General features: G+C 35.7%; 17 protein-coding genes. 3 read left to right on the top strand and 14 right to left on the bottom strand.

The genetic code is table 11. The features are described 5' to 3' along the window. Positions 1 to 48: 48 nt before the first annotated feature. The 7 genes from BJ095_RS08000 to putP all read right to left on the bottom strand — a co-directional run bounded on the left by BJ095_RS08000 (position 49) and on the right by putP (position 8,660). The gene (locus BJ095_RS08000; RefSeq protein ID WP_107934755.1) at positions 49 to 816 is read right to left on the bottom strand and encodes an iron ABC transporter ATP-binding protein; all 768 of its coding nucleotides are present in this window, start codon (positions 814 to 816) and stop codon (positions 49 to 51) included. Continuing rightward, positions 813 to 1,769, bottom strand: coding sequence for an iron chelate uptake ABC transporter family permease subunit (locus tag BJ095_RS08005; RefSeq protein ID WP_107934754.1), 957 nt, complete (start codon positions 1,767 to 1,769; stop codon positions 813 to 815). Before BJ095_RS08005 ends, BJ095_RS08000 begins: the two co-directional genes overlap by 4 nt. Beyond that, entirely contained in the window at positions 1,756 to 2,712 is a 957-nt protein-coding gene (locus tag BJ095_RS08010) for an ABC transporter permease (RefSeq protein WP_107934753.1), read from the bottom strand. Before BJ095_RS08010 ends, BJ095_RS08005 begins: the two co-directional genes overlap by 14 nt. A 194-nt stretch (positions 2,713 to 2,906) precedes the next feature. Further along, on the bottom strand, positions 2,907 to 3,761 hold the full coding sequence (locus BJ095_RS08015) for a DUF6612 family protein (RefSeq protein ID WP_107934752.1): 855 nt from the start codon (positions 3,759 to 3,761) through the stop codon (positions 2,907 to 2,909). 121 nt (positions 3,762 to 3,882) lie between these two features. Then, positions 3,883 to 5,370: a peptide MFS transporter gene (locus BJ095_RS08020; RefSeq protein ID WP_107934751.1), complete on the bottom strand. Its 1,488-nt coding sequence runs from the start codon at positions 5,368 to 5,370 to the stop codon at positions 3,883 to 3,885. A gap of 286 nt (positions 5,371 to 5,656) precedes the next feature. After that, the gene (hflX, locus tag BJ095_RS08025; RefSeq protein ID WP_181417999.1) at positions 5,657 to 6,943 is read right to left on the bottom strand and encodes a GTPase HflX; all 1,287 of its coding nucleotides are present in this window, start codon (positions 6,941 to 6,943) and stop codon (positions 5,657 to 5,659) included. A gap of 226 nt (positions 6,944 to 7,169) precedes the next feature. Beyond that, positions 7,170 to 8,660 carry a sodium/proline symporter PutP gene (putP, locus tag BJ095_RS08030; RefSeq protein ID WP_107934750.1) on the bottom strand — a complete coding sequence of 497 codons (1,491 nt, stop codon included), beginning with the start codon at positions 8,658 to 8,660 and terminating at the stop codon, positions 7,170 to 7,172. Positions 8,661 to 8,936: 276 nt separating this feature from the next. Between putP and BJ095_RS08035 the strand changes: the two genes are divergently transcribed. The 3 genes from BJ095_RS08035 (at position 8,937) to BJ095_RS08045 (ending at position 12,004) form a co-directional block, all read left to right on the top strand. Continuing rightward, a complete protein-coding gene (locus BJ095_RS08035) occupies positions 8,937 to 10,103 on the top strand; it encodes a class I SAM-dependent methyltransferase (RefSeq protein ID WP_107934749.1) in 1,167 nt (388 codons plus the stop codon). A gap of 245 nt (positions 10,104 to 10,348) precedes the next feature. Then, positions 10,349 to 10,969: a DUF47 domain-containing protein gene (locus BJ095_RS08040; RefSeq protein ID WP_107934748.1), complete on the top strand. Its 621-nt coding sequence runs from the start codon at positions 10,349 to 10,351 to the stop codon at positions 10,967 to 10,969. 18 nt (positions 10,970 to 10,987) lie between these two features. After that, positions 10,988 to 12,004: an inorganic phosphate transporter gene (locus tag BJ095_RS08045; protein WP_107934747.1), complete on the top strand. Its 1,017-nt coding sequence runs from the start codon at positions 10,988 to 10,990 to the stop codon at positions 12,002 to 12,004. 42 nt (positions 12,005 to 12,046) lie between these two features. Here BJ095_RS08045 and BJ095_RS08050 read toward each other — a convergent pair whose 3' ends face one another. From BJ095_RS08050 to ypfJ, 7 genes are all read right to left on the bottom strand, one after another. Beyond that, complete coding sequence (locus BJ095_RS08050; RefSeq protein WP_107934746.1) at positions 12,047 to 12,226, bottom strand: hypothetical protein; 180 nt, start codon at positions 12,224 to 12,226, stop codon at positions 12,047 to 12,049. A gap of 12 nt (positions 12,227 to 12,238) precedes the next feature. Further along, positions 12,239 to 12,697: a hypothetical protein gene (locus BJ095_RS08055; protein ID WP_107934745.1), complete on the bottom strand. Its 459-nt coding sequence runs from the start codon at positions 12,695 to 12,697 to the stop codon at positions 12,239 to 12,241. Positions 12,698 to 12,817: 120 nt separating this feature from the next. Further along, positions 12,818 to 13,897: an AI-2E family transporter gene (locus tag BJ095_RS08060; protein ID WP_107934744.1), complete on the bottom strand. Its 1,080-nt coding sequence runs from the start codon at positions 13,895 to 13,897 to the stop codon at positions 12,818 to 12,820. 191 nt (positions 13,898 to 14,088) lie between these two features. Next, entirely contained in the window at positions 14,089 to 15,786 is a 1,698-nt protein-coding gene (locus tag BJ095_RS08065; protein WP_107934743.1) for a M3 family oligoendopeptidase, read from the bottom strand. Between the two features lie 254 nt (positions 15,787 to 16,040). Next, on the bottom strand, positions 16,041 to 17,789 hold the full coding sequence (locus BJ095_RS08070) for a methyl-accepting chemotaxis protein (protein WP_107934795.1): 1,749 nt from the start codon (positions 17,787 to 17,789) through the stop codon (positions 16,041 to 16,043). A gap of 207 nt (positions 17,790 to 17,996) precedes the next feature. Beyond that, positions 17,997 to 18,716, bottom strand: coding sequence for a YebC/PmpR family DNA-binding transcriptional regulator (locus BJ095_RS08075; protein WP_107934742.1), 720 nt, complete (start codon positions 18,714 to 18,716; stop codon positions 17,997 to 17,999). 153 nt (positions 18,717 to 18,869) lie between these two features. Beyond that, on the bottom strand, positions 18,870 to 19,724 hold the full coding sequence (ypfJ, locus tag BJ095_RS08080) for a KPN_02809 family neutral zinc metallopeptidase (RefSeq protein WP_107934741.1): 855 nt from the start codon (positions 19,722 to 19,724) through the stop codon (positions 18,870 to 18,872). Between the last annotated feature and the right edge of the window lie 137 nt (positions 19,725 to 19,861).

Raw genomic sequence — 19,861 nt, forward strand, 5'->3', positions numbered from 1 at the left:
GATTTAGAAAAGTGTGTTTTACTACATACTTCTCTAAATCATTAATCATTATGAATGCGAATTAAAGTACACGCATATCCGGCATCCATTTTGCTCCTGTACAGGAATATTCATATCATATATCTCACGTAATGCATCCGAGTTAATGATTTCATTTGTAGTGCCATCTTTTACGACTTTGCCATTTTTTAAAGCAACAATATAATCTGAATAGACCGAAGCAAAGTTAATATCATGCAATACAATTACGACAGTTTTACCAAGATCATCAACAAGCTTGCGTAAAATCTTCATGATTTGAACAGAGTGCTTCATATCTAAGTTATTTAAAGGTTCATCTAGCAAAATAAATTCAGTATCCTGAGCAATTACCATTGCAATAAAAGCACGTTGCTTCTGCCCACCAGATAACTCATCTAAAAACTTATCTTCCATATCTTTCAAATTCATATATTCAATAGCTTGATCTACAAATTGTTCATCCTCAGCTGTCAAACGCCCTTTTGAATAAGGATAACGGCCAAAAGAAACAAGCTCGCGTATGGTTAAACGCACATTTAAAAAGTTTGCCTGTTTTAAAATGGAGACCCGCTTTGCAAATTCATCGGACTTCCACTGCTTTACATTGTTTTTATCTAGTAATACTTCACCCGTGTCAGCATCTAGCAGACGACTAACCATTGATAATAGTGTAGATTTACCAGCACCATTCGGGCCGATAAAGGACGTAATAGCCCCAGATTGAATTTTAATGGAAACGTCTTCTACAACAGGTTTGTTACCAAATCTCTTAGTTAACCCTTTGATTTCAATCATCCTGCTGCCCTACTTTCCTTTAAGAGTAAGTAAATAAAGTAAATACCGCCGACAAAGTTAATAATGACACTTAATGTCGTATTCATCTCAAAAATATGCTCTACAATAAACTGCCCACCGACTAAAGCAATGACACTCATTAAGCCGGCTCCTAAAATATGAACAGAATGTTTGTATGTGACTAAAAACTGATAAGAAAGATTAGCAATAATTAAACCAAAAAACGTAATCGGTCCAACTAATGCTGTTGAGGTTGCAATTAGAACTGACGATAAAATTAATACGTTCAAAACGATTCGATCATAATTGATTCCAAGATTGATAGCATTTTCACGACCCAATGACATGACATCTAATTGGCCTAAAATACGATAGCCATAAGCAAATGCCAGTAAAAGGATTGCTAATGAAATATAAAGCAGCTCTACTTTTATATTCGTGAAGCTTGCGAATAATCTGCTTTGTAGGCTTAAATATTCGACCGGATCAATAAGAACCTGTAAAAAGGAGACAAGGCTACCAAGGAAGGTCCCTATAATCATCCCGATTAATAATAATAAATATATTGGATATTTATCGGCACGGAAAAGTAATCGATATAATATAATTGCAAACAATACCATCGCTACAATAGATGCTGCAAAATTTAAATATTGGTTGACTACCCAGATAGAAATTGAACCTGCAAAGAAGAAGATAAGAGTCTGAACAACTTCAAACATTGAGTCAAGGCCCATCACGGAAGGTGTTAAAATACGGTTGTGAGTTATGGTTTGGAACACTACAGTCGAGTAGGCAATTGCAAAACCTGTGATTATCATCGCACCGACACGCATCATGCGTCGAGGAAAGGCATAGTCAAAACCGCCTTTAATATCGTAAAATCCGTACAATAGTATACAGATCACGGCTACTATAGCTAAAATAATTAGTTTCGTACTATTTTTTCGCATATGCTCTCCCCCTAAATAACATAATTAAGAAGATGGCACTGCCAATAACAGCCACAGTAACATTTACAGGTATTTCAAATGGATAAACTATCACTCGTCCAATAATGTCACAGATTAATAGGAAAACGATTCCTAATACAGCGGTATGTGGAATGGTTTTACGCAAGTTATCTCCCATATATAAAGAAACAATGTTTGGTACTATTAGCCCTAAAAATGGTATAACTCCGACTGTCAGTACAACAGTAGTTGCAATAATTGCTACAAGAATTAGTCCAATATTAAGGACAAATTTATAGCTTAAGCCCAGGTTTTTTGCAAAGTCCTCTCCCATACCGGCAACTGTGAACTTATTAGCATAAAGATAGGCTAAAATAACGGCTGGTACACTCAGGTAAAGGAGCTCATAACGTCCTGCAATGATTAAGGTAAAGCTACCCATTAACCATGCGCTAATATTTTGAAGCAAGTCTGCTTCATATGCAAAAAATGTTGTAATTGAAGATAAAATGTTCCCGTACATTATCCCGATTAGCGGTACGAAAATCACATCTTTAAATTTAATACGATCTAAAATTTGCATGAAAACTAAAGTTCCAATTAATGCAAACGCAAAGCTAAAAATAACCTGCTGTGTATACGTTACATTAGTAAAGAACAACATCGAAATGAGAATCCCTAACTTTGCAGCATCTAATGTTCCTGCGGTTGTTGGGGATACGAATTTATTTCGACTTAAGCTTTGCATGATTAAGCCAGCAATACTCATCCCTGCACCTGCTAGAATAATCGCAATTAAACGCGGTACACGACTGATTAAGAAAATTTTCATTTCTCGTGAGTCCCAATCCAGCAAATGACTTGGTTTTATATCAATCGCACCTATAAATAGCGAAATAAACGACAGGATGATTGCTGCGATTATTAACATCCACAGTCTCATTTTGATCCCCATATTCTTTTTATTCTCAAGTATGTAATGAAAATGATTCTCAGCCTCGAGTACGTCTTTAATTATAAGGACTAAAATTTCAAAAATCAATACTAAATGAGAATGAGAATCGTTGAAAATGATACATTTTGTAAAACAATTTCCATAAAAAAACTCGACTCGATTATATCAAGCCAAGTTTTATATTAATATTCTATTTCTTGCGCAGTATCAATTACCTCTTGAGGAATTGTTATTTCCTCTACACCATTGAAATTGTTGAAGCTTATCTTCGAATTAGAAATTGTTGAAATACTTTCTCCTTCAATATTCATAGTGAAGTTGATATTGTTTACCATTTCAGTAATATCAAATGTTTCCTTATTTATCGTGATTTCATAACCTACTTTTTCAAACTTCGTATCTTGAAGAAGTTGCTGTGTTTCTTCCGTTGCAAGCATTTCATTTAGATTTAACTGCCCTAGCATAAATTCATTGAATTTTTCACTCGAAGTATCCAATTTCAGTATAAAGCTTGAGTCAGTTTGTTCGAATTTAAAGTCACTTATGAATTCTTTCATTTGTTCTAGCTGCTCTGCTGCGTTCACTTGCCCTGCTGTTTGCACAAGAATTGCATCAAAATCATCCGTTGGGAGCTTTGTCCAATACGCCTCTAACCCGTCATGCATATACAAACCATCTTCTGTCATATACATTTTTAAATTCATATTCAATTCTTCCGCGGCTTCTTGATCTCCCGTTCCAATTGTTCCTTCCATATATACTGATAACGGTTTTGTAATCATGTCCATCTTCATATCGCTTTTCGAATTAATTTCTATTGCCTCTTCACCCGAACCAAAAGACATTTCTTGTTCCATGTCAACAATTGCCGAAACGCTTTCTAATTCATTTTGACGCTCTAATGCCTTTTGATAGACCTCCTCTAGTGTTAGCTCACTATTATTTTCGGATCCCTTCGTAGGTACCGCCGAGTCATTGCAAGCTGCCAATACCAAAACAACTAAACTTGCTAAAAAAGCAATTCCCCATTTTTTCATAGTTTCTCATCCTCTCTTTTAGGGTATATATAATTAACGGATGAGAATTGGAAAAGGTGTCATTTTTTTCCTGAAAATAAATAAAAAAAGAAGCGTGAATAAAATCACACCTCTTTTTTCATTAATTTACTCCGCGCATCGCTTTGGAAATAATAGGCGTTAATACTAATAAAAGCACACCAATTACAATAGAGATACCACCAAGTGTACCGAAGTACGTAATTTCTGTAACAGCCTCATAGATTCGAACTAGCTGAGCATTAATGGCTTGGGCTGCAGCACTTGTTAAGAACCATAAAGACATTGTTTGAGCAGCAAATGCAGCTGGGGCAAGTTTTGTTGTAGCCGATAAACCAACTGGTGATAATAATAATTCCCCTACTACTACTAAGAAGAAGGAAAGAACTAACCACCATGGGCTAACAAGCGTTGTACCGCCAGACATTGAAGCTGGAATAATCATTACTAAGAAAGAAGCACCTGCAAAGAATAGTGAGATAGCAAATTTCTTAGGTGTAGATGGTTGACGACTTCCTAGCTTCAACCATAACCATGCAAACACAGGTGCAAGCATAATGATGAATAATGGATTTAAAGATTGGAACCATGAAACAGGAATTTTAAAATCTCCAACCATTAAGTTTGTACGAGTATCAGCATATGTTGCTAAAATTGTTGCCCCTTGTTCTTGAATCGCCCAGAACATAACCGCAGCAATGAATAATGGAATATAAGCTAATACACGAGATTTCTCGTCCTTTGTAGTTTTAGGACTACGATACATAACGATAAAGAAAATCGTTGGAATTAATACACCAAGTGTCGTAATGATTAAACTGAAGATTGCCATCGTTAAATTGCCAGTTGTATATAAAATTAGGCCAATAATTAAAATTACAATTATACCAATTGCAACACGAAGTATTGTTTTCTTTTTCTCTTGTTGTGTTAATGGGTTTGGAACTTCAAGACCCGCTAAACCTAAAAATTTCTTTTGTGTTACGTAATAAACTATTAATCCAAGTAGCATACCGATAGCAGCGATACCAAACCCTAAATGGAAATTATAGTTTTCTCCAACCCATCCAATAATAAGTGGAGAAATGAAAGCACCCATGTTAATACCCATATAGAAGATACTGAAACCAGAATCACGACGGTTATCGCCTTCTGCATACATATCTCCCACAATTGTGGATACATTCGATTTTAATAGCCCTGTACCGATGATAATAAATGCCATCGAGATTAATAATGCTGTAAGTCCGCCTGGGAATGCTAAAGCAATATGCCCAATCATGATGAGTACGCCACCATAGAATACTGTTTTACGAGTACCCCAAATGCGGTCTGCAAACCAACCACCAATAATACTAGACATATAAATTAACGACCCATATAGAGCCATAAGTGAGTTTGCTGTTCCTCGATCTAATCCTAATCCGCCTTCATGTAACTCATAGTACATATAAAGGATAAGAATGGCACGCATTCCGTAATATGAGAATCGCTCCCAAAATTCTGTAAAGAATAATGTTAATAATCCTTTAGGATGTCCAAAAAACCCTTTTTGAGGAACGGATTTGACTATTTCTTCTTTACTATACATAAAGATTTACCCTCTTCCGTTTATTGTTCATATCTTCTGACAATTTAAGTTATACCCCTTCAGCTGTCAAAAGTGCATTTTACTACATTAAATCATAATGAAAGTTTTTTCAATATATTATAAAAAAGTTAGAAATTTCAATTTCTTCTCTATTTTCATTATTTTTTAATTAATTCGCGCTTTTGTTTGGTATATCAATATAGTTTCAAATACCTATCACCAATAATCCCTCAAGCTTTTAGAAAATCAAAAAAGGTAACGATATATTCATCGTTACCCACTCTGCTTATTTTATTACATATTGCTCATATTTTTTCAAATCAACATCTTTCAGTTCCACTAGAAGCTTTGTCCCTAGCTCTTCATATTCTGTATCCTTTACTTGCGCATTTGAATTCAGGTACGATACAACATCCCCTCGATCGAATGGAATGAGCATTTCACACTCCACATAGTCTGAAAAGACATGCTGACGAATCAATTCGATTAGTTCATCTAATCCTTCATCTTCTTGTGCTGAAATCCAAATATTATCTCCACTCACTAATGGGTACTTCACATTTGCTAAATCAGATTTGTTATAAACATAAATGGTAGGAACTCCCTCAACATCAACCTCACTTAATGTTTTGTTCGTAACATCCATCATAAATGGATGTTGTTCATTTGATACATCCACCACATGTAATAAAAGGTCAGCATCTCTCGCTTCTTCTAAAGTGGAACGGAAGGCTTTAACTAGATGGTGAGGAAGCTTACTTACAAATCCAACAGTATCTGTTAGTAAAAAAGTCTTTTTATCAGGTAATTCGATATTACGAACAGATGTATCAAGTGTCGCAAACAGCATATCCTTTTCAAATACCTGTTTATTGTCCTCTTGTCCGATTTTCTTAAGAAGACGATTCATGATTGTGGATTTCCCAGCGTTTGTATAACCAACAAGGGATACAACTGGCACCTCATTTTTACGTCGTTGCTTTCTTTGCGTTTCCCTAATATTTTTTACAACCTCAAGATCCTTACGCAATTTGGCGATTTGGTCTTCAATTTTTCGTCTATCTAATTCTAATTTTGTTTCCCCAGCACCACGGTTTCTAAATCCTCCACCTGTACCACCACCTTGACGTGATAGTGAAGCATGTAGCCCAACTAGTCGAGGCAACATATATTGCAGCTGAGCTAACTCTACCTGCATTTGCGCCTCTCTCGTATTTGCCCGTCGATCAAAAATATCAAGGATCAGCATCGTACGATCAATTACCTTACATTCTAAATCACGCTCTAGGTTGCGAATTTGAGAAGGTGATAGTTCATCATTAAAAATAACAAGGTTTGCTTCAGACTCATCAACAAAATTTTTAATTTCGATGATTTTACCTGTTCCTACATAGTGAGAAGGATTTACCCTTTCTAAATTTTGAATGACATTTCCGATTACTTCAACCTCTAGTGCTTCTGCTAAGCTTTCTAATTCTTCCATTGAATAGGCAAAATTGCGATCGTTTTGTAAATTGACACCTACTAAAATTGCTCTTTCAATGATTGTTTCCACTTCTTGCAAATTTGTCACTAATATACCTCCCCGTTTGAAAACACAGCTTATCTATAGTAATAAGCGTTCAATATCCTTCTTTTTCTTTGGATGTAATATATCCATTATAGATTTCAATCTATCGTATCATATAGTATATGCTTAAAATCCATTTCAATTACGCTTCTTCCCTAAATCAAGTCATTCAACACTTCACTATAAAAAATGCCTCAAAAGTCATCATTCAACTTTTGAGACACAATTTTTACTTTTCTTTGTCTGATTTCAATAGCTCTAACGTATCATCAAATTCTTTTTCAATTTCAGCGTTATGTTTATAAGTCAATAAACTAATGATGACTGTTAAGATTAAGTTTATAATGAAGCCAGGTACGATTTCATAAAGCATTCCTGATAGTGTCTCGCTTTGTCCCCATACAAAGGCTACTACAGCTCCGGCAACCATCCCTACTAATGCCCCTATATTCGTAAGCTTCTTCCAATATAAAGCAAGTAAAATCGTTGGTCCAAAGGCAGCACCAAAACCAGCCCACGCAAACCCTACCAAGTCTAAAATAGAGTTCTCTGGATTCCATCCTAATATAGCTGCGACAATTGCAACAATAAGAACAGCAATTCGCCCTGCAGTAACATAATGCTTATCTGATGCTTCTTTTTTAAATAATGCTCTGTACATATCCTCGATTAATGCTGAAGAAGTTACGATTAGCTGAGAAGAAATCGTACTCATAATCGCAGCTAGGATAGCAGCAAGCATAATCCCTGCAATGAATGGGTGGAACAAGATTTGACCCATTACGATAAATACTGTTTCAGGATCATCCAGTGTTAGACCGTTTTGCTGGAAATAAGCATACCCGATAAGTGCCGTTAATGTTGCACCTATTAAGCTTAAAATCATCCAACCAATACCAATACGACGAGCTTGCTTTGTCTCTTTTACAGATTTAATAGCCATAAATCGAACGATAATATGGGGTTGTCCAAAATAACCAAGCCCCCAAGCAACAGATGAAATAACACCTGCAACAGTTGCAGTTGAAGCAAATAAATTAAAGTGTTCCGGTTTCATCGCTGTAATAGTATCAACTGTTTCACCAATACCACCTGTAAAGAAGATCCCGACAATCGGTACTAATATTAAAGCTAAAAACATGATTAGACCCTGTAAAAAGTCAGTATAACTAACGGCTAAGAAGCCGCCAAATAATGTATAACCAACCGTAACAACACTTACAAGAATCAATCCTGTGTGATAGTCAAATCCAAATGAGCTTTGGAAGAACTTCCCTCCAGATACCATCCCTGATGATACATAGAAAGTGAAGAAAACTAATATAACAATACCCGCTGCAATACGGATTAACTTTGTATTATCACGTAGGCGATTATCTAAAAAACTCGGTATTGTAATAGAGTCCTTCGAAATTTGTGTGTACACACGTAAACGTGGTGCAACAAAATACCAGTTTAACCAAGCACCCACTGTTAAGCCGATTGCAATCCATGCCTCAACTAAACCCGTTGCATAAATTGCCCCCGGTAACCCCATGAGTAACCAGCCGGACATATCCGCAGCCCCTGCACTTAACGCAGTGACAGCTGGACCTAAATCTCGTCCACCTAACATATAATCGTTTAAACTTTTCGTTCTTCTATACGCAAACCATCCAATAATAATCATAGCAAGCAAGTAAATCACAATTGCCAACAATTGAAACGCTTGATCTGACATCCCTAATCCCCCTAATTTATAATTATGTATTTTTTTAATAGAGTCTGTTAATGAAGTAAATTAAAGTTATTATTAAGAAATAACTCTATTTCGTTGAATCTAATTTAACATATTTCCGTTTTAAAGTATTTAATAATTTAGAAAAAAATAATATTTCAATCCCCCATCGTCATTTCGCTCCTAATAATGAAGCAATCACTGAAGTGAGAATTTAACACTTACAAACGCAGCTATGTTAAACTAATGCCAACAATTTATTAGAAAAGGCTGATACCTATGGATTTCGATCAAATGAAAACAGAATTTTTAAATCTTATAAATAGTAAGGAACTTATAAACGCCACAATTAGTCAACCACGACAAAAGTCAAATGATTTGAAGCGTGTAAAACTGAAGCCTCTCGAGCTTAAGGGTGTGTATCATATTCAAATTGAATATCAATATGAGCGAATCTTAAAGCACGAAAATGTTATACTCGAGCATTTCTCGGATTCCTTCGATATATTATTACCACAATTCCGTCAAATACATGCACAATTTAAAAATCAAAATATCCATATTCAATTATCCAAAAAAAATAAGGTTTTATGGAAAACCGAAAAGCTAAACGAGGCTAAAGAAATCAATTTCTCTCACAATCGAAAAAAGCAATATCTTTTAGACGAATCTACTCCTTACCCATTTTTGATTCGCCTGGGTGTGCAAACAGAAGAGGGAAAAGTTAAAAAGCAAAAGTACGATAAGTTCCGACAAATCAATCGGTTTGTTGAATTCATCCATGACTCGTTAGAGCATTTACCAAAAAATCGACAAATAAGAATACTCGATTTTGGTTCAGGTAAATCTTATTTAACCTTTGCACTTTACCACTATTTGAAGATTGAAAAGGGATTAGATATCCGAGTTACTGGGCTAGATTTGAAAAAGGAAGTTATCGAGGAATGTAACCAGATTGCTCAGGACTTAAATTATGAGCAACTTGAATTTTTAGTTGGAGATATCAATGATTATAATGATGAGAATTCAGTAGATATGGTCGTGACTTTGCATGCCTGTGATGTTGCAACTGATATGGCCTTAGCACGTGCAGTTAAATGGGGAGCAAAAGTTATTCTAAGTGTGCCTTGTTGTCAGCATGAGCTGAATCGTCAGCTGGAGTCGCCAGCCTTGGAAATTATGACTCAGCATGGCTTAATAAAAGAACGATTTGCTTCTTTAGCTACTGACTCCATAAGAGCCGAGCTGCTAACACTTGTTGGCTATTCTACTCAAATTTTAGAATTTATCGATATTGAGCATACACCCAAGAACATTTTAATTCGTGCATATTTTACTGGTAAAAAGCCATCTACTGCTCAACTAGAAAGATATCATGCCTTTACACAGTTCTTATCTGCAAAGCCTTTTTTAGAAAATGAGCTGAAAGATTATTTAAAGAAATAATCCTTCATAAAATAAAATAAATGGGTAAGTATATTAAATAAGAAGTTTCTTATTCAAAATATACTTACCTCCTTTCATTTTCCTTTATTTTACAAATAATACAATTGAACACTAGGTAATATTACGGCAATGTAAATTTTATAGACTTCGCGTTAAATTTTTGTACTGATTTTGCAAATAGTTTGTTATGATGATTTAGGTTTAATTTAACTTTTTTAATCACACGTATATCAGGGGGCAATTCCATGTTTAGTTCAAGAAAACCAGATCCATTTTTCTTATCTTTACACAAGATCGCAGAAAATATGAGAGAAGCTGTACATTACGCTAGAGACTTCAAAATTGAATCAGTTGCTGATTTAAAAGAGCTAAGCGTTAAAATGAAAAAATATGAAACTGATGGTGACCATTTAATTCATGAGTTAATCGTCATGTTAAATAAATCGTTCATGACTCCTATTGAGCGTGAAGACATTTTAGCATTAGCTAATAAAATGGATGACGTTTTAGATGGAGCAGAGCATTGTGTAGCACACTTTGAAATGTTCTCATTCACTGAAATTGATGATTCAATGAGAAAATTCTTTGAATACATTTCAAGAAGTGCAGATGAAATTGTTGCGGCTACTGACCTTTTAAACAAGAAGGATTTAATTGCAATGCGTAAGCATATTATCCTTATCAAGGATTATGAGCGTGAATGCGATGAAATTTCTCGTTCATCAACAAAGCAATTATTCTTAAATGAAAAGGATCCTATTCGTTTAATTAAAATGCGTGATATCTACGACCAGCTTGAAGAAATTGCAGACTCATGTCAAGATGTTGCAAACACATTAGAAACAATTATTATGCGTAACGCGTAAGATCAGGAGAATTTATAAATGGATACTATATTAATACTAACAATATTAGTCGTAATCTTTGCTTTAGCATTCGACTTTATTAACGGTTTCCATGATACAGCAAATGCAATTGCTACTTCTGTTTCTACTCGTGCATTGCCACCACGCGTTGCTGTATTATTAGCTGCTGTTATGAATTTTATTGGGGCAATTACTTTTGTTGGTGTAGCTAAGGCAATCGCCAAGGATATTGTTGACCCATTCGCATTAAATGCTACTGCCGATGATACAACTGGAACTATCGTTATTTTAGCGGCGTTACTGTCTGCTATTACTTGGAACTTACTTACATGGTACTTCGGTATTCCATCAAGTTCTTCTCATACATTAATCGGCTCAATTGCTGGTGCTGCTATTGCTGCAGCTGGGTTTAGCATTTTAAATTATGGTGGATTTACGAATATCTTAATCGGGTTAATCGCTTCACCATTTTTAGCCTTAGCCATCGGATTTTTATTTATGTCGATATTCAAAGTACTGTTTAAAAATCTAAATCTTTACCGAACGAACAAAGGCTTCCGTTCAGTGCAAATTGTTACTGCGGCAATCCAATCCTTTACCCATGGTACAAATGATGCTCAAAAAGCAATGGGGATTATTACTATGGCATTGATTGCAGCCGGTTTACAAACAACAGATGAGGTTCAAGATTGGGTACGAGTTGCCTGTGCTATCGCAATGGGGCTTGGAACTTCAATCGGTGGTTATAAAATCATCAAAACTGTCGGTGGTAAAATTATGAAGATTCGTCCAGTAAATGGTGTGGCAGCTGACTTAGCATCAGCTTCCATTATTTTCGGGGCGACAGTTATCCATTTACCAGTTTCCACAACTCATGTAATTTCTTCAGCAATTATGGGTGTAGGTTCTGCACAGCGTGTTAAAGGCGTTAAATGGGGCGTTGCACGTAAAATCGTTCTAACTTGGTTAATTACTATGCCAATTTCAGCTGTAATGGCGGGAATTATTTTCTTAGTTTTAAATCTGTTCTTTTAAGTAAAAAACCAAACGAATTAATTTTCGTTTGGTTTTTATTATTTATGCTATATCTAAATGTTGAGTCCCTTCACTTTCAGGGATCTTAATTGAAACTGAGTCTTCCTCATTATTCGTTTTAGGCTCATATGTCTTAAAGAATATTTGCATTGCTACGACAATTAATACACAAACCAAGATAATGAATCCCACAAAGTATATTGCTACCTTTTTTCCATTCATAAAGCTACTCCTTTATTTTTTCAGCTTAAATCCTTCTTCTAGTAAATATGCTACCGCTTCTTCGCGAGCACCAAAAGTCTCTTCTAAATTTTCTTGGAAATAAATATTCCAGTCCCTTTGATGATGTCTTAGCTCTAATGTAACCCCTTCACGGGATGTCCATTTCTCGACAACTGGTATATCTCGGTCTTCCGATAAAAAATCAATTGCGTCACGAATGATTTCACGCAATTCCGCCTCACTAAAGTCTCTTATATTGACTAATCCTTTGTCATTTGCCACTTTTTCGTATTTTAATAAATCCCCTATATATACAAAACCATTTCCATTAGGATGTAACTTTTCAACTACAATTGTTTTTTCATATAAACTTTCTTCAAAATGATAGTTTACTCTCTTCATGGATATTTCTTTTTTTGTTAGCTCTGGGAATGATTCGATAATTGCTTGTTTTTGTTCAAATGTTAACATGTATATAATGAACTCCTTTATGCTTCTAATAGTGACGATCTTTACTTTACTAGTTCTACAATACACTAAAATGAAATACAGTACACCTTAATAGGTATACTGCAATTCGTTTCATTCTTATTAAACTGTTTTGTTTGCAGCCTCTTTAATCTTTTTTCGTTCTTCATATATATTAATTACAATGGCTTTAATAACAGCATAGGTCGGGATTGCAATGATGATGAATAAAAAGCCTCCGATGTTTCCTGCCGCCAATACAATTGTAATTACCGTTAATGGATGGACATCTAAGGATTTCCCCATAATATTTGGTGTGATTAAGTTACTTTCTATCTGTTGGGCAACGAGTGTAATAACAGCTACCCATACTACCAATATTGGGTCCTGGATAATCGCAATGACAAGTGCAGGAGCTAAAGAAATCCACGGCCCTATAAATGGAATCATGTTCATAAAGAAAGCAAACAGCGCTAGTAATAATGCATATTCCAATTCAATTATCATGTACCCCAAATACATCATCGTCGCAAGGATAAGACTGATAAGCACCTGGCCCTGTACATAATTTCTTAGAACATTATCAATATCAGCTAATGTTTCTTTTACCCAAGTACGCTTTTCTCCTGTAAAGATATTATAAATATTGGGTGCAAATTTTTCATGGTCCTTCAGCATGTATATAAAGAAAAATGGGACTAGAATCAATGTAAAGGTCGCTGTTACTGTTCCACTGACTATGCTTACAATGTATTTACTACCCGTCATCATTATATTTTGAATCGAGCTTGAAACAGAATCTACAAATTCTTCAACCTGTGGTGGAAGATTTTCTTTATTATCGAATACAAAATTTGCAGCATCCATAATATTGTCTTCTATAGTTGGTGCATTCTTCACTAAATTATTAACCTGTTGGGAGATTGGATTACCTATCATCAGCAAAATCCCTGTAACAATTCCCGCCAACAATAAGACTATCGTTAACATACTTGCCCATCTAGGAGCACCCTTCTTTTCCATTAGTCTCTGTAATGGCTCAGAAATATAATATAGAACTCCACCTAATAATAAGGGGATAAAAATCGTTTTGATAATAATATAAAGCGGATTAAATATCCAATGAATTTCAACTATATATTTAATTATTAATAGCGCAATAATCATACCAATTCCTACTTGGAACCAGACTTTTTTTGTCACCAAACATCACCTCTTTCCATATTGTTGCATTGATAATTATTTCCTATTCATCCATGATAGACTAATTTTAATTTTCTTCTATGTATATAGAGCTGCTTATCTATATTTTTCTAATTTAGAGAATTCATTCTATTTTTTATTATATCCTATCACATAAAAAAACTCTCGGAATATCCCGAGAGTTTTTCATATTATAAGCTTGAATCATCTACAGAGTTTAAATATTCTTCAATAGCTCCAATTACTGATTCTACACAGCCATCATCAAATGGTGAAATTAAACCAGCTTCTTTAGCTAACTTAGTAAATGGCATAGAACCACCTAATTCACAAAGGTGAAGATAGTCCTTCCATGCAGAATCAAAGTCTTCTCTTGAACGCTTCCAGAATTGGAATGCACAAACTTGAGCAAGTGTATAATCGATGTAATAGAATGGACTTGCATAAATATGTGCTTGGCGTTGCCAGAAGCCGCCCGCCTCTAAATATTCGTAGCCATCGTAATCACGATGTGGCAAGTATTTGTTTTCGATTTCTTTCCACGCTTGCTTACGCTCTGCAGGTGTCATTTCAGGATGTTCATAAACTACATGCTGGAACTCATCTACTGCAACCCCATAAGGTAAGAATAATAATCCACTAGCTAAGTGAGAGAATTTGTATTTCTCTGTTTCTTCTTTAAAGAATAATTCCATCCATGGCCATGTGAAGAATTCCATACTCATAGAGTGAATTTCAGCTGACTCATATGTCGGCCACAGATATTCAGGAATTCCGATATTGCGGCTAGAGTACACCTGGAATGCATGTCCTGCTTCATGTGTCAGTACGTCAATATCACCAGAAGTACCATTAAAGTTAGAGAAGATAAATGGTGAATCATAATTATCGATGAATGTGCAATAGCCACCACTTTCTTTCCCTTTCTTCGCTTCTAAATCCATTAGTTCACGGTCAATCATATAGTTGAAAAACTCTCCTGTTTCAGGTGAAAGCTCTTCATACATTTTTTTACCGTTCGCTACGATCCACTCCGGGCTACCTTGTGGCTTAGCATTGCCAGTTAAGAAGTTTAACCCCTCATCATAATATTTAAAGTCACTCACACCAATACGTTTTGCTTGGCGTTCATATAGTTTCGTTGCAAGTGGCACAATTAGCTTTTGCACTTGGTCTCTAAAGTTTGCAACCATTTCTGCATTATAGTCAATACGGTTCATATTAACGTAGCCTAATTCAACATAATTCTTGTAGCCTAATGTTGTTGCAATTTTATGGCGAAGTTTTACAAGCTGATCGTAAATGTCGTCAAACTTTGCACCATGTTCACTAAAGAAGTTAAAGCGAGCTTCCATAGCCTCTTTACGTACATTGCGATCAGTTGACTCTCCATATGGAGTTAACTGAGCAAGAGTTAATGTTTTGCCATCAAACTCAATTTGTGCAGACGCTACAAGCTTGCTATATTCAGAAACCAGCTTATTTTCCTGCTGCATTAACTCGATGATTTCAGGAGAGAATGCTTTAATTTGGTTCTCAGCTAAAGCAAATAATTGTGTTCCCCATTTTTCTTCTAACTGACTTCTATGAGGTGTTTTAACTAGCTCAGTATAGTATTCAAAAAGAAGCTCCTCAAATTGTGGATCGATTTCATCTAAAACATCTCGTTCCTTCTGATAAAACTCGTCATTTGTATCGATTGAAGCTCGAATATATACAAGATTTGCTTGTGTTGAATAGTCGTTGCGATAATTATTGATTTTCTCGATTACTTCACTTTGTGCTTCAACAGAATCTGCATTTTTAAATTGTTCAATTAATGCTCTAACTTTATCCTTTACTTCGTCTAAGTTTGGTCTATTATATTCATAATCTTTAAAAGTTACCATTTTTCTTACACACCTCTCCATATTTAGCAATTCGAAGTTTACCATTCTATTATTAACGATTTTTACCAAAAGAGCAACTATTCTGATAATTGTTTTGTAATTTAATAGTTTAGAGTTTAAGATTTTGGGGTAAATTATGCATTTAAACTCTTTGTTGTCCTGGGTATCGCTTCTTGCAAACCACCACTAGCTTTCATTGTCACACTCTATCAAAAAAAGCACATCCACCAATCTCGGTGAATGTGCTTCTAATTTCAAAATTTAAACTTACTAATTTCTTCAATCATTTCTTTAGAAGTTGTATCAAGTAGCTGAACAACATCCTCTAATTTATGGACCATCTCTACTTGAACATCTGAAGAGCCTGCCACTTCTTTCGTTTGGCTTGTAGTGTTGATAACTAATTTTTGCATTTCCTCAGTTGAAGCTAGAATTTCTTCAGAGCTTGCAGACATTTCTTCAATTACTGCAGAATCATCCTGAATTTTAGCATTCACATCAACCACTACCGTTAAGATTTGACTTAACTTTTCTCCGATTTCTATAACGGATTGATTACCAGCTTTTACTTCTTCTGTGCTGTTATCCATCTCTACTAAAGCTTTTTCACTAATTAATAAGAAGTTTTCAAGATATGTTTGAATTTCGTCTGCAGAGTTTCTAGACATTTCTGCAAGCTTTCGCACTTCATCAGCTACTACAGCGAAGCCTTTACCTGCTTCTCCTGCACGTGCAGCTTCAATCGCAGCATTTAAAGCTAAAAGATTAGTTTGATCTGCAATACTTGTAATGACAGATACCATGTCTTTGATAGACTTGAATTTATCACTCATTTCGCGTACATACCCTTCTGTATGTAACACAGATGTCTCTACATTTTGAATTTGGGAGACTACACGTTTTGCATGGTCAACACTTGTCTCAACTAAATTTGTCATATCAGTTGAAGCTTCAGCCATATCTGATGTTGAATCCGCTAAGCGTTGAATTCCTACCGACATTTCATTCATAGCCAGGGTAACTTCGTTATTACTTGCCTCCTGTTGGTCACTACTTGAGGCAATTTCTATAATACTTGAAGCAATGATATTATTAGAATTTGCCACCTCTGTAGCCGTCAAATCTATATCTGCTACTGCTTGTTCCAGGTTTTTAGATTTCGTATGAATGTTTAATAACGAATTTGACAAGCTATTCAGCGCATTTGAGAATGTTTTTGAGAAGATAGCTATTTCATTATTACTCTTTAAATTTAATGATGAAAGTGTATCGTTTACACCTTTCAAATCACCTTCAGCAAGCTGCTCAGAAGCGTCCTTTAGTACATTTAATGGTTTTAAGGATTTATTTACATAGCGATATGTTATGAACAAGCCAACTAAAACAATAAGTAAGAAAATGATACTTACTTTCGGTACAATATCCATTGCAACGGCAGAGCTTACTTCATCAACATAAGAAGCATCGATATCTACTCCTAAAAATGCAACTACCTCTCCACTTGCATCCTTCATAGGAATTGTTCCAGAAATGTATTCTCCATAGTCACTGCTTAGTAAATCCGAATAGAAGGAACCGTTTTTAATAACCTTTTGAAGATGCTCATAGGTTGTAGAAACAGATGTATCCCCTATGGCAGCCGCATTTTCAGTATCATTTGCCGGCATACCATCTACTAAAAACGTAACCTCTTCGCCTTCTTTTGGCACTGCATATGTATAAGCATATAGCACGCCGTTTATTTCACGCAGTTCATTTAGCTGCTCTCTTAGCTCCCAATACAACTCGCTTTCCACAGGGTTATCTGCAAGCTCTTGATATTGTTCTTCATCTATGAAATTGAGCATGTTCTCTGCAATTTCAATCGTTCGGTCTCCAATAGTTGCCTTAACAGATTCCTTGGAGTTGTAGTTCATTGTAAAAACATACATTCCTAATAGGAAAATAAATATAATCACAATGATGGAAAGTATTTGCCTTGATAGCTTTTTTTCCTTCTTCATCATCTATTCACTCCTTTATAAACTTCTAATCTTATATATCGACAAAAAATGACATCTTTTGAATTTTTAAATGTCTTTTTTCTTATTTTTCATTAATATAATCAAGAGGAGTTTATCCGTTTTAGAACTTTTGTACCATTCAAGATTAATAAGAAAAACCCAGTAGCAATTGAAAACTACTGGGTTATTACATATTATTTCGTATTATTACTCGCCTAAGTCAGCATTATGATACACGCGCTGAACGTCCTCTAAATCCTCTAAAGCGTCGATCATTTTTTCGAATTTAGCTGCATCATCTCCAGATAACGCTACTTCTGTTTGAGGTAGCATTGTTAGCTCGGCAACTGTAAACACTGTGATTCCTGCAGCTTTGAATGCTTCTTGTGTTGCATGGAATTGATCTGGTTCAGCGTAAACGATAACATTGTCTTCTTCTTCAAAAACATCACGTGCATCAAGATCAGCCTCTAGAAGGATTTCCAATACTTCATCAGCAGTTTTTCCTTCGATACCAAACACAGCAGTTGAGTCGAACATATACGTAACAGATCCTGATACACCCATGTTTCCTCCGTTTTTACCAAAAGCAGCACGAACGTCTGAAGCAGTGCGGTTTACATTGTTTGTTAAAGCGTCAACGATAACCATTGTTCCGCCTACACCAAAGCCTTCATAACGTAATTCGTCAAAGTCTTCTCCACCGGCACCTTTTGCTTTATCGATTGCTTTGTCGATAATATGCTTTGGTACGTTGTAAGTTTTAGCACGTTCTAGAACAAACTTTAATGCTGAGTTTGACTCTGGATCTGGTTCGCCTTTTTTAGCTGCTACATAAATTTCAGTACCGAATTTAGCGTAAATACGACTAGTATTTTTGTCTTTTTCGGCTTTCTTATCTTTAATGTTATTCCATTTACGACCCATTAATTTCACTCTCTTTTCCGTTATTGTTAAATATAAATGAAGGTTTAAAAGCAAACCCTATAAAGTAAATGCGACTGTAATATTATACACTATTCTATTATTAAAGAAAAAGGTGAAAGATGGCTCGTAGTGAAATAAAGTTTTAAGGAAGAACTATAACTCCCTTGCATTGAACGTATCTCCTCCCTCAATTGTGCCACTATCAAATCCTTTTTTAAACCATCTTACTCGTTGCTCACTCGTACCATGGGTAAAGCTTTCTGGTACTATATAACCTTGAGCTTCCATTTGAAGAGTATCGTCCCCGATTGCATTTGCTGCAGTCAGTGCCTCATTAACATCACCAGCCTCTAAATAACCGGCATCCTGTACATGATTTGCCCATACACCTGCATAGTAATCTGCTTGCAGCTCTAGTCTTACAGTTTGTGCATTGTACTCTTCCTGACTGACCTTCTCATTTAAAGCATGCACCTGCTGGGAGGTACCTAATAATGTTTGTACATGGTGACCTACTTCATGGGCTACTACATAAGCCATTGCAAAATCTCCTGGCGCACCAAAGCGGTTCTTAAGCTCCTGGTAAAAGCTTAAATCGATATATAGTTTGTGGTCAGCTGGACAGTAAAAGGGACCAACCGCTGCACCAGCAACACCACAACCAGATTGGACGCTATCTGTAAACAATACAAGGCTCGGGTTTTCATAGGTTAAGCCTTGCTCCTGAAATAACTGCTGCCAAACATCCTCCGTATCAGCTAGCACAACAGAAACAAATTCCGCCAGCTCTTCTTCCTCAGCAGTCGGCACATATTCTGTATTGCTTCCACTTTGAATTTGTCCTGGATTTATTTGATTTAATACATCCCCAGCGTCTCCTCCATTAAATAGCGTGAAGATAATAGCGATAATAATCCCTACACCTCCAATTCCGCCACCTATAGCACCCTTGCTCATCCCTCGACGATCCTCTACATTACTGCTTTTTCTTCTGCCTTTTGTCTCCATAGCTCTCCTCCAAAAAATGTATCATTTACTTTAGTATTACCCTGTTTTTTAGTAGCACAGTACATTTAAGGCGAAAGAGTCCTCAATCAGTTAACCAAGCCACCCCTTACATCAATTGCTACCGGAAAAATTCCCTA

Origin of the sequence: Ureibacillus chungkukjangi, assembly GCF_003217295.1 — a bacterium.
Lineage (GTDB): Bacteria > Bacillota > Bacilli > Bacillales_A > Planococcaceae > Ureibacillus > Ureibacillus chungkukjangi.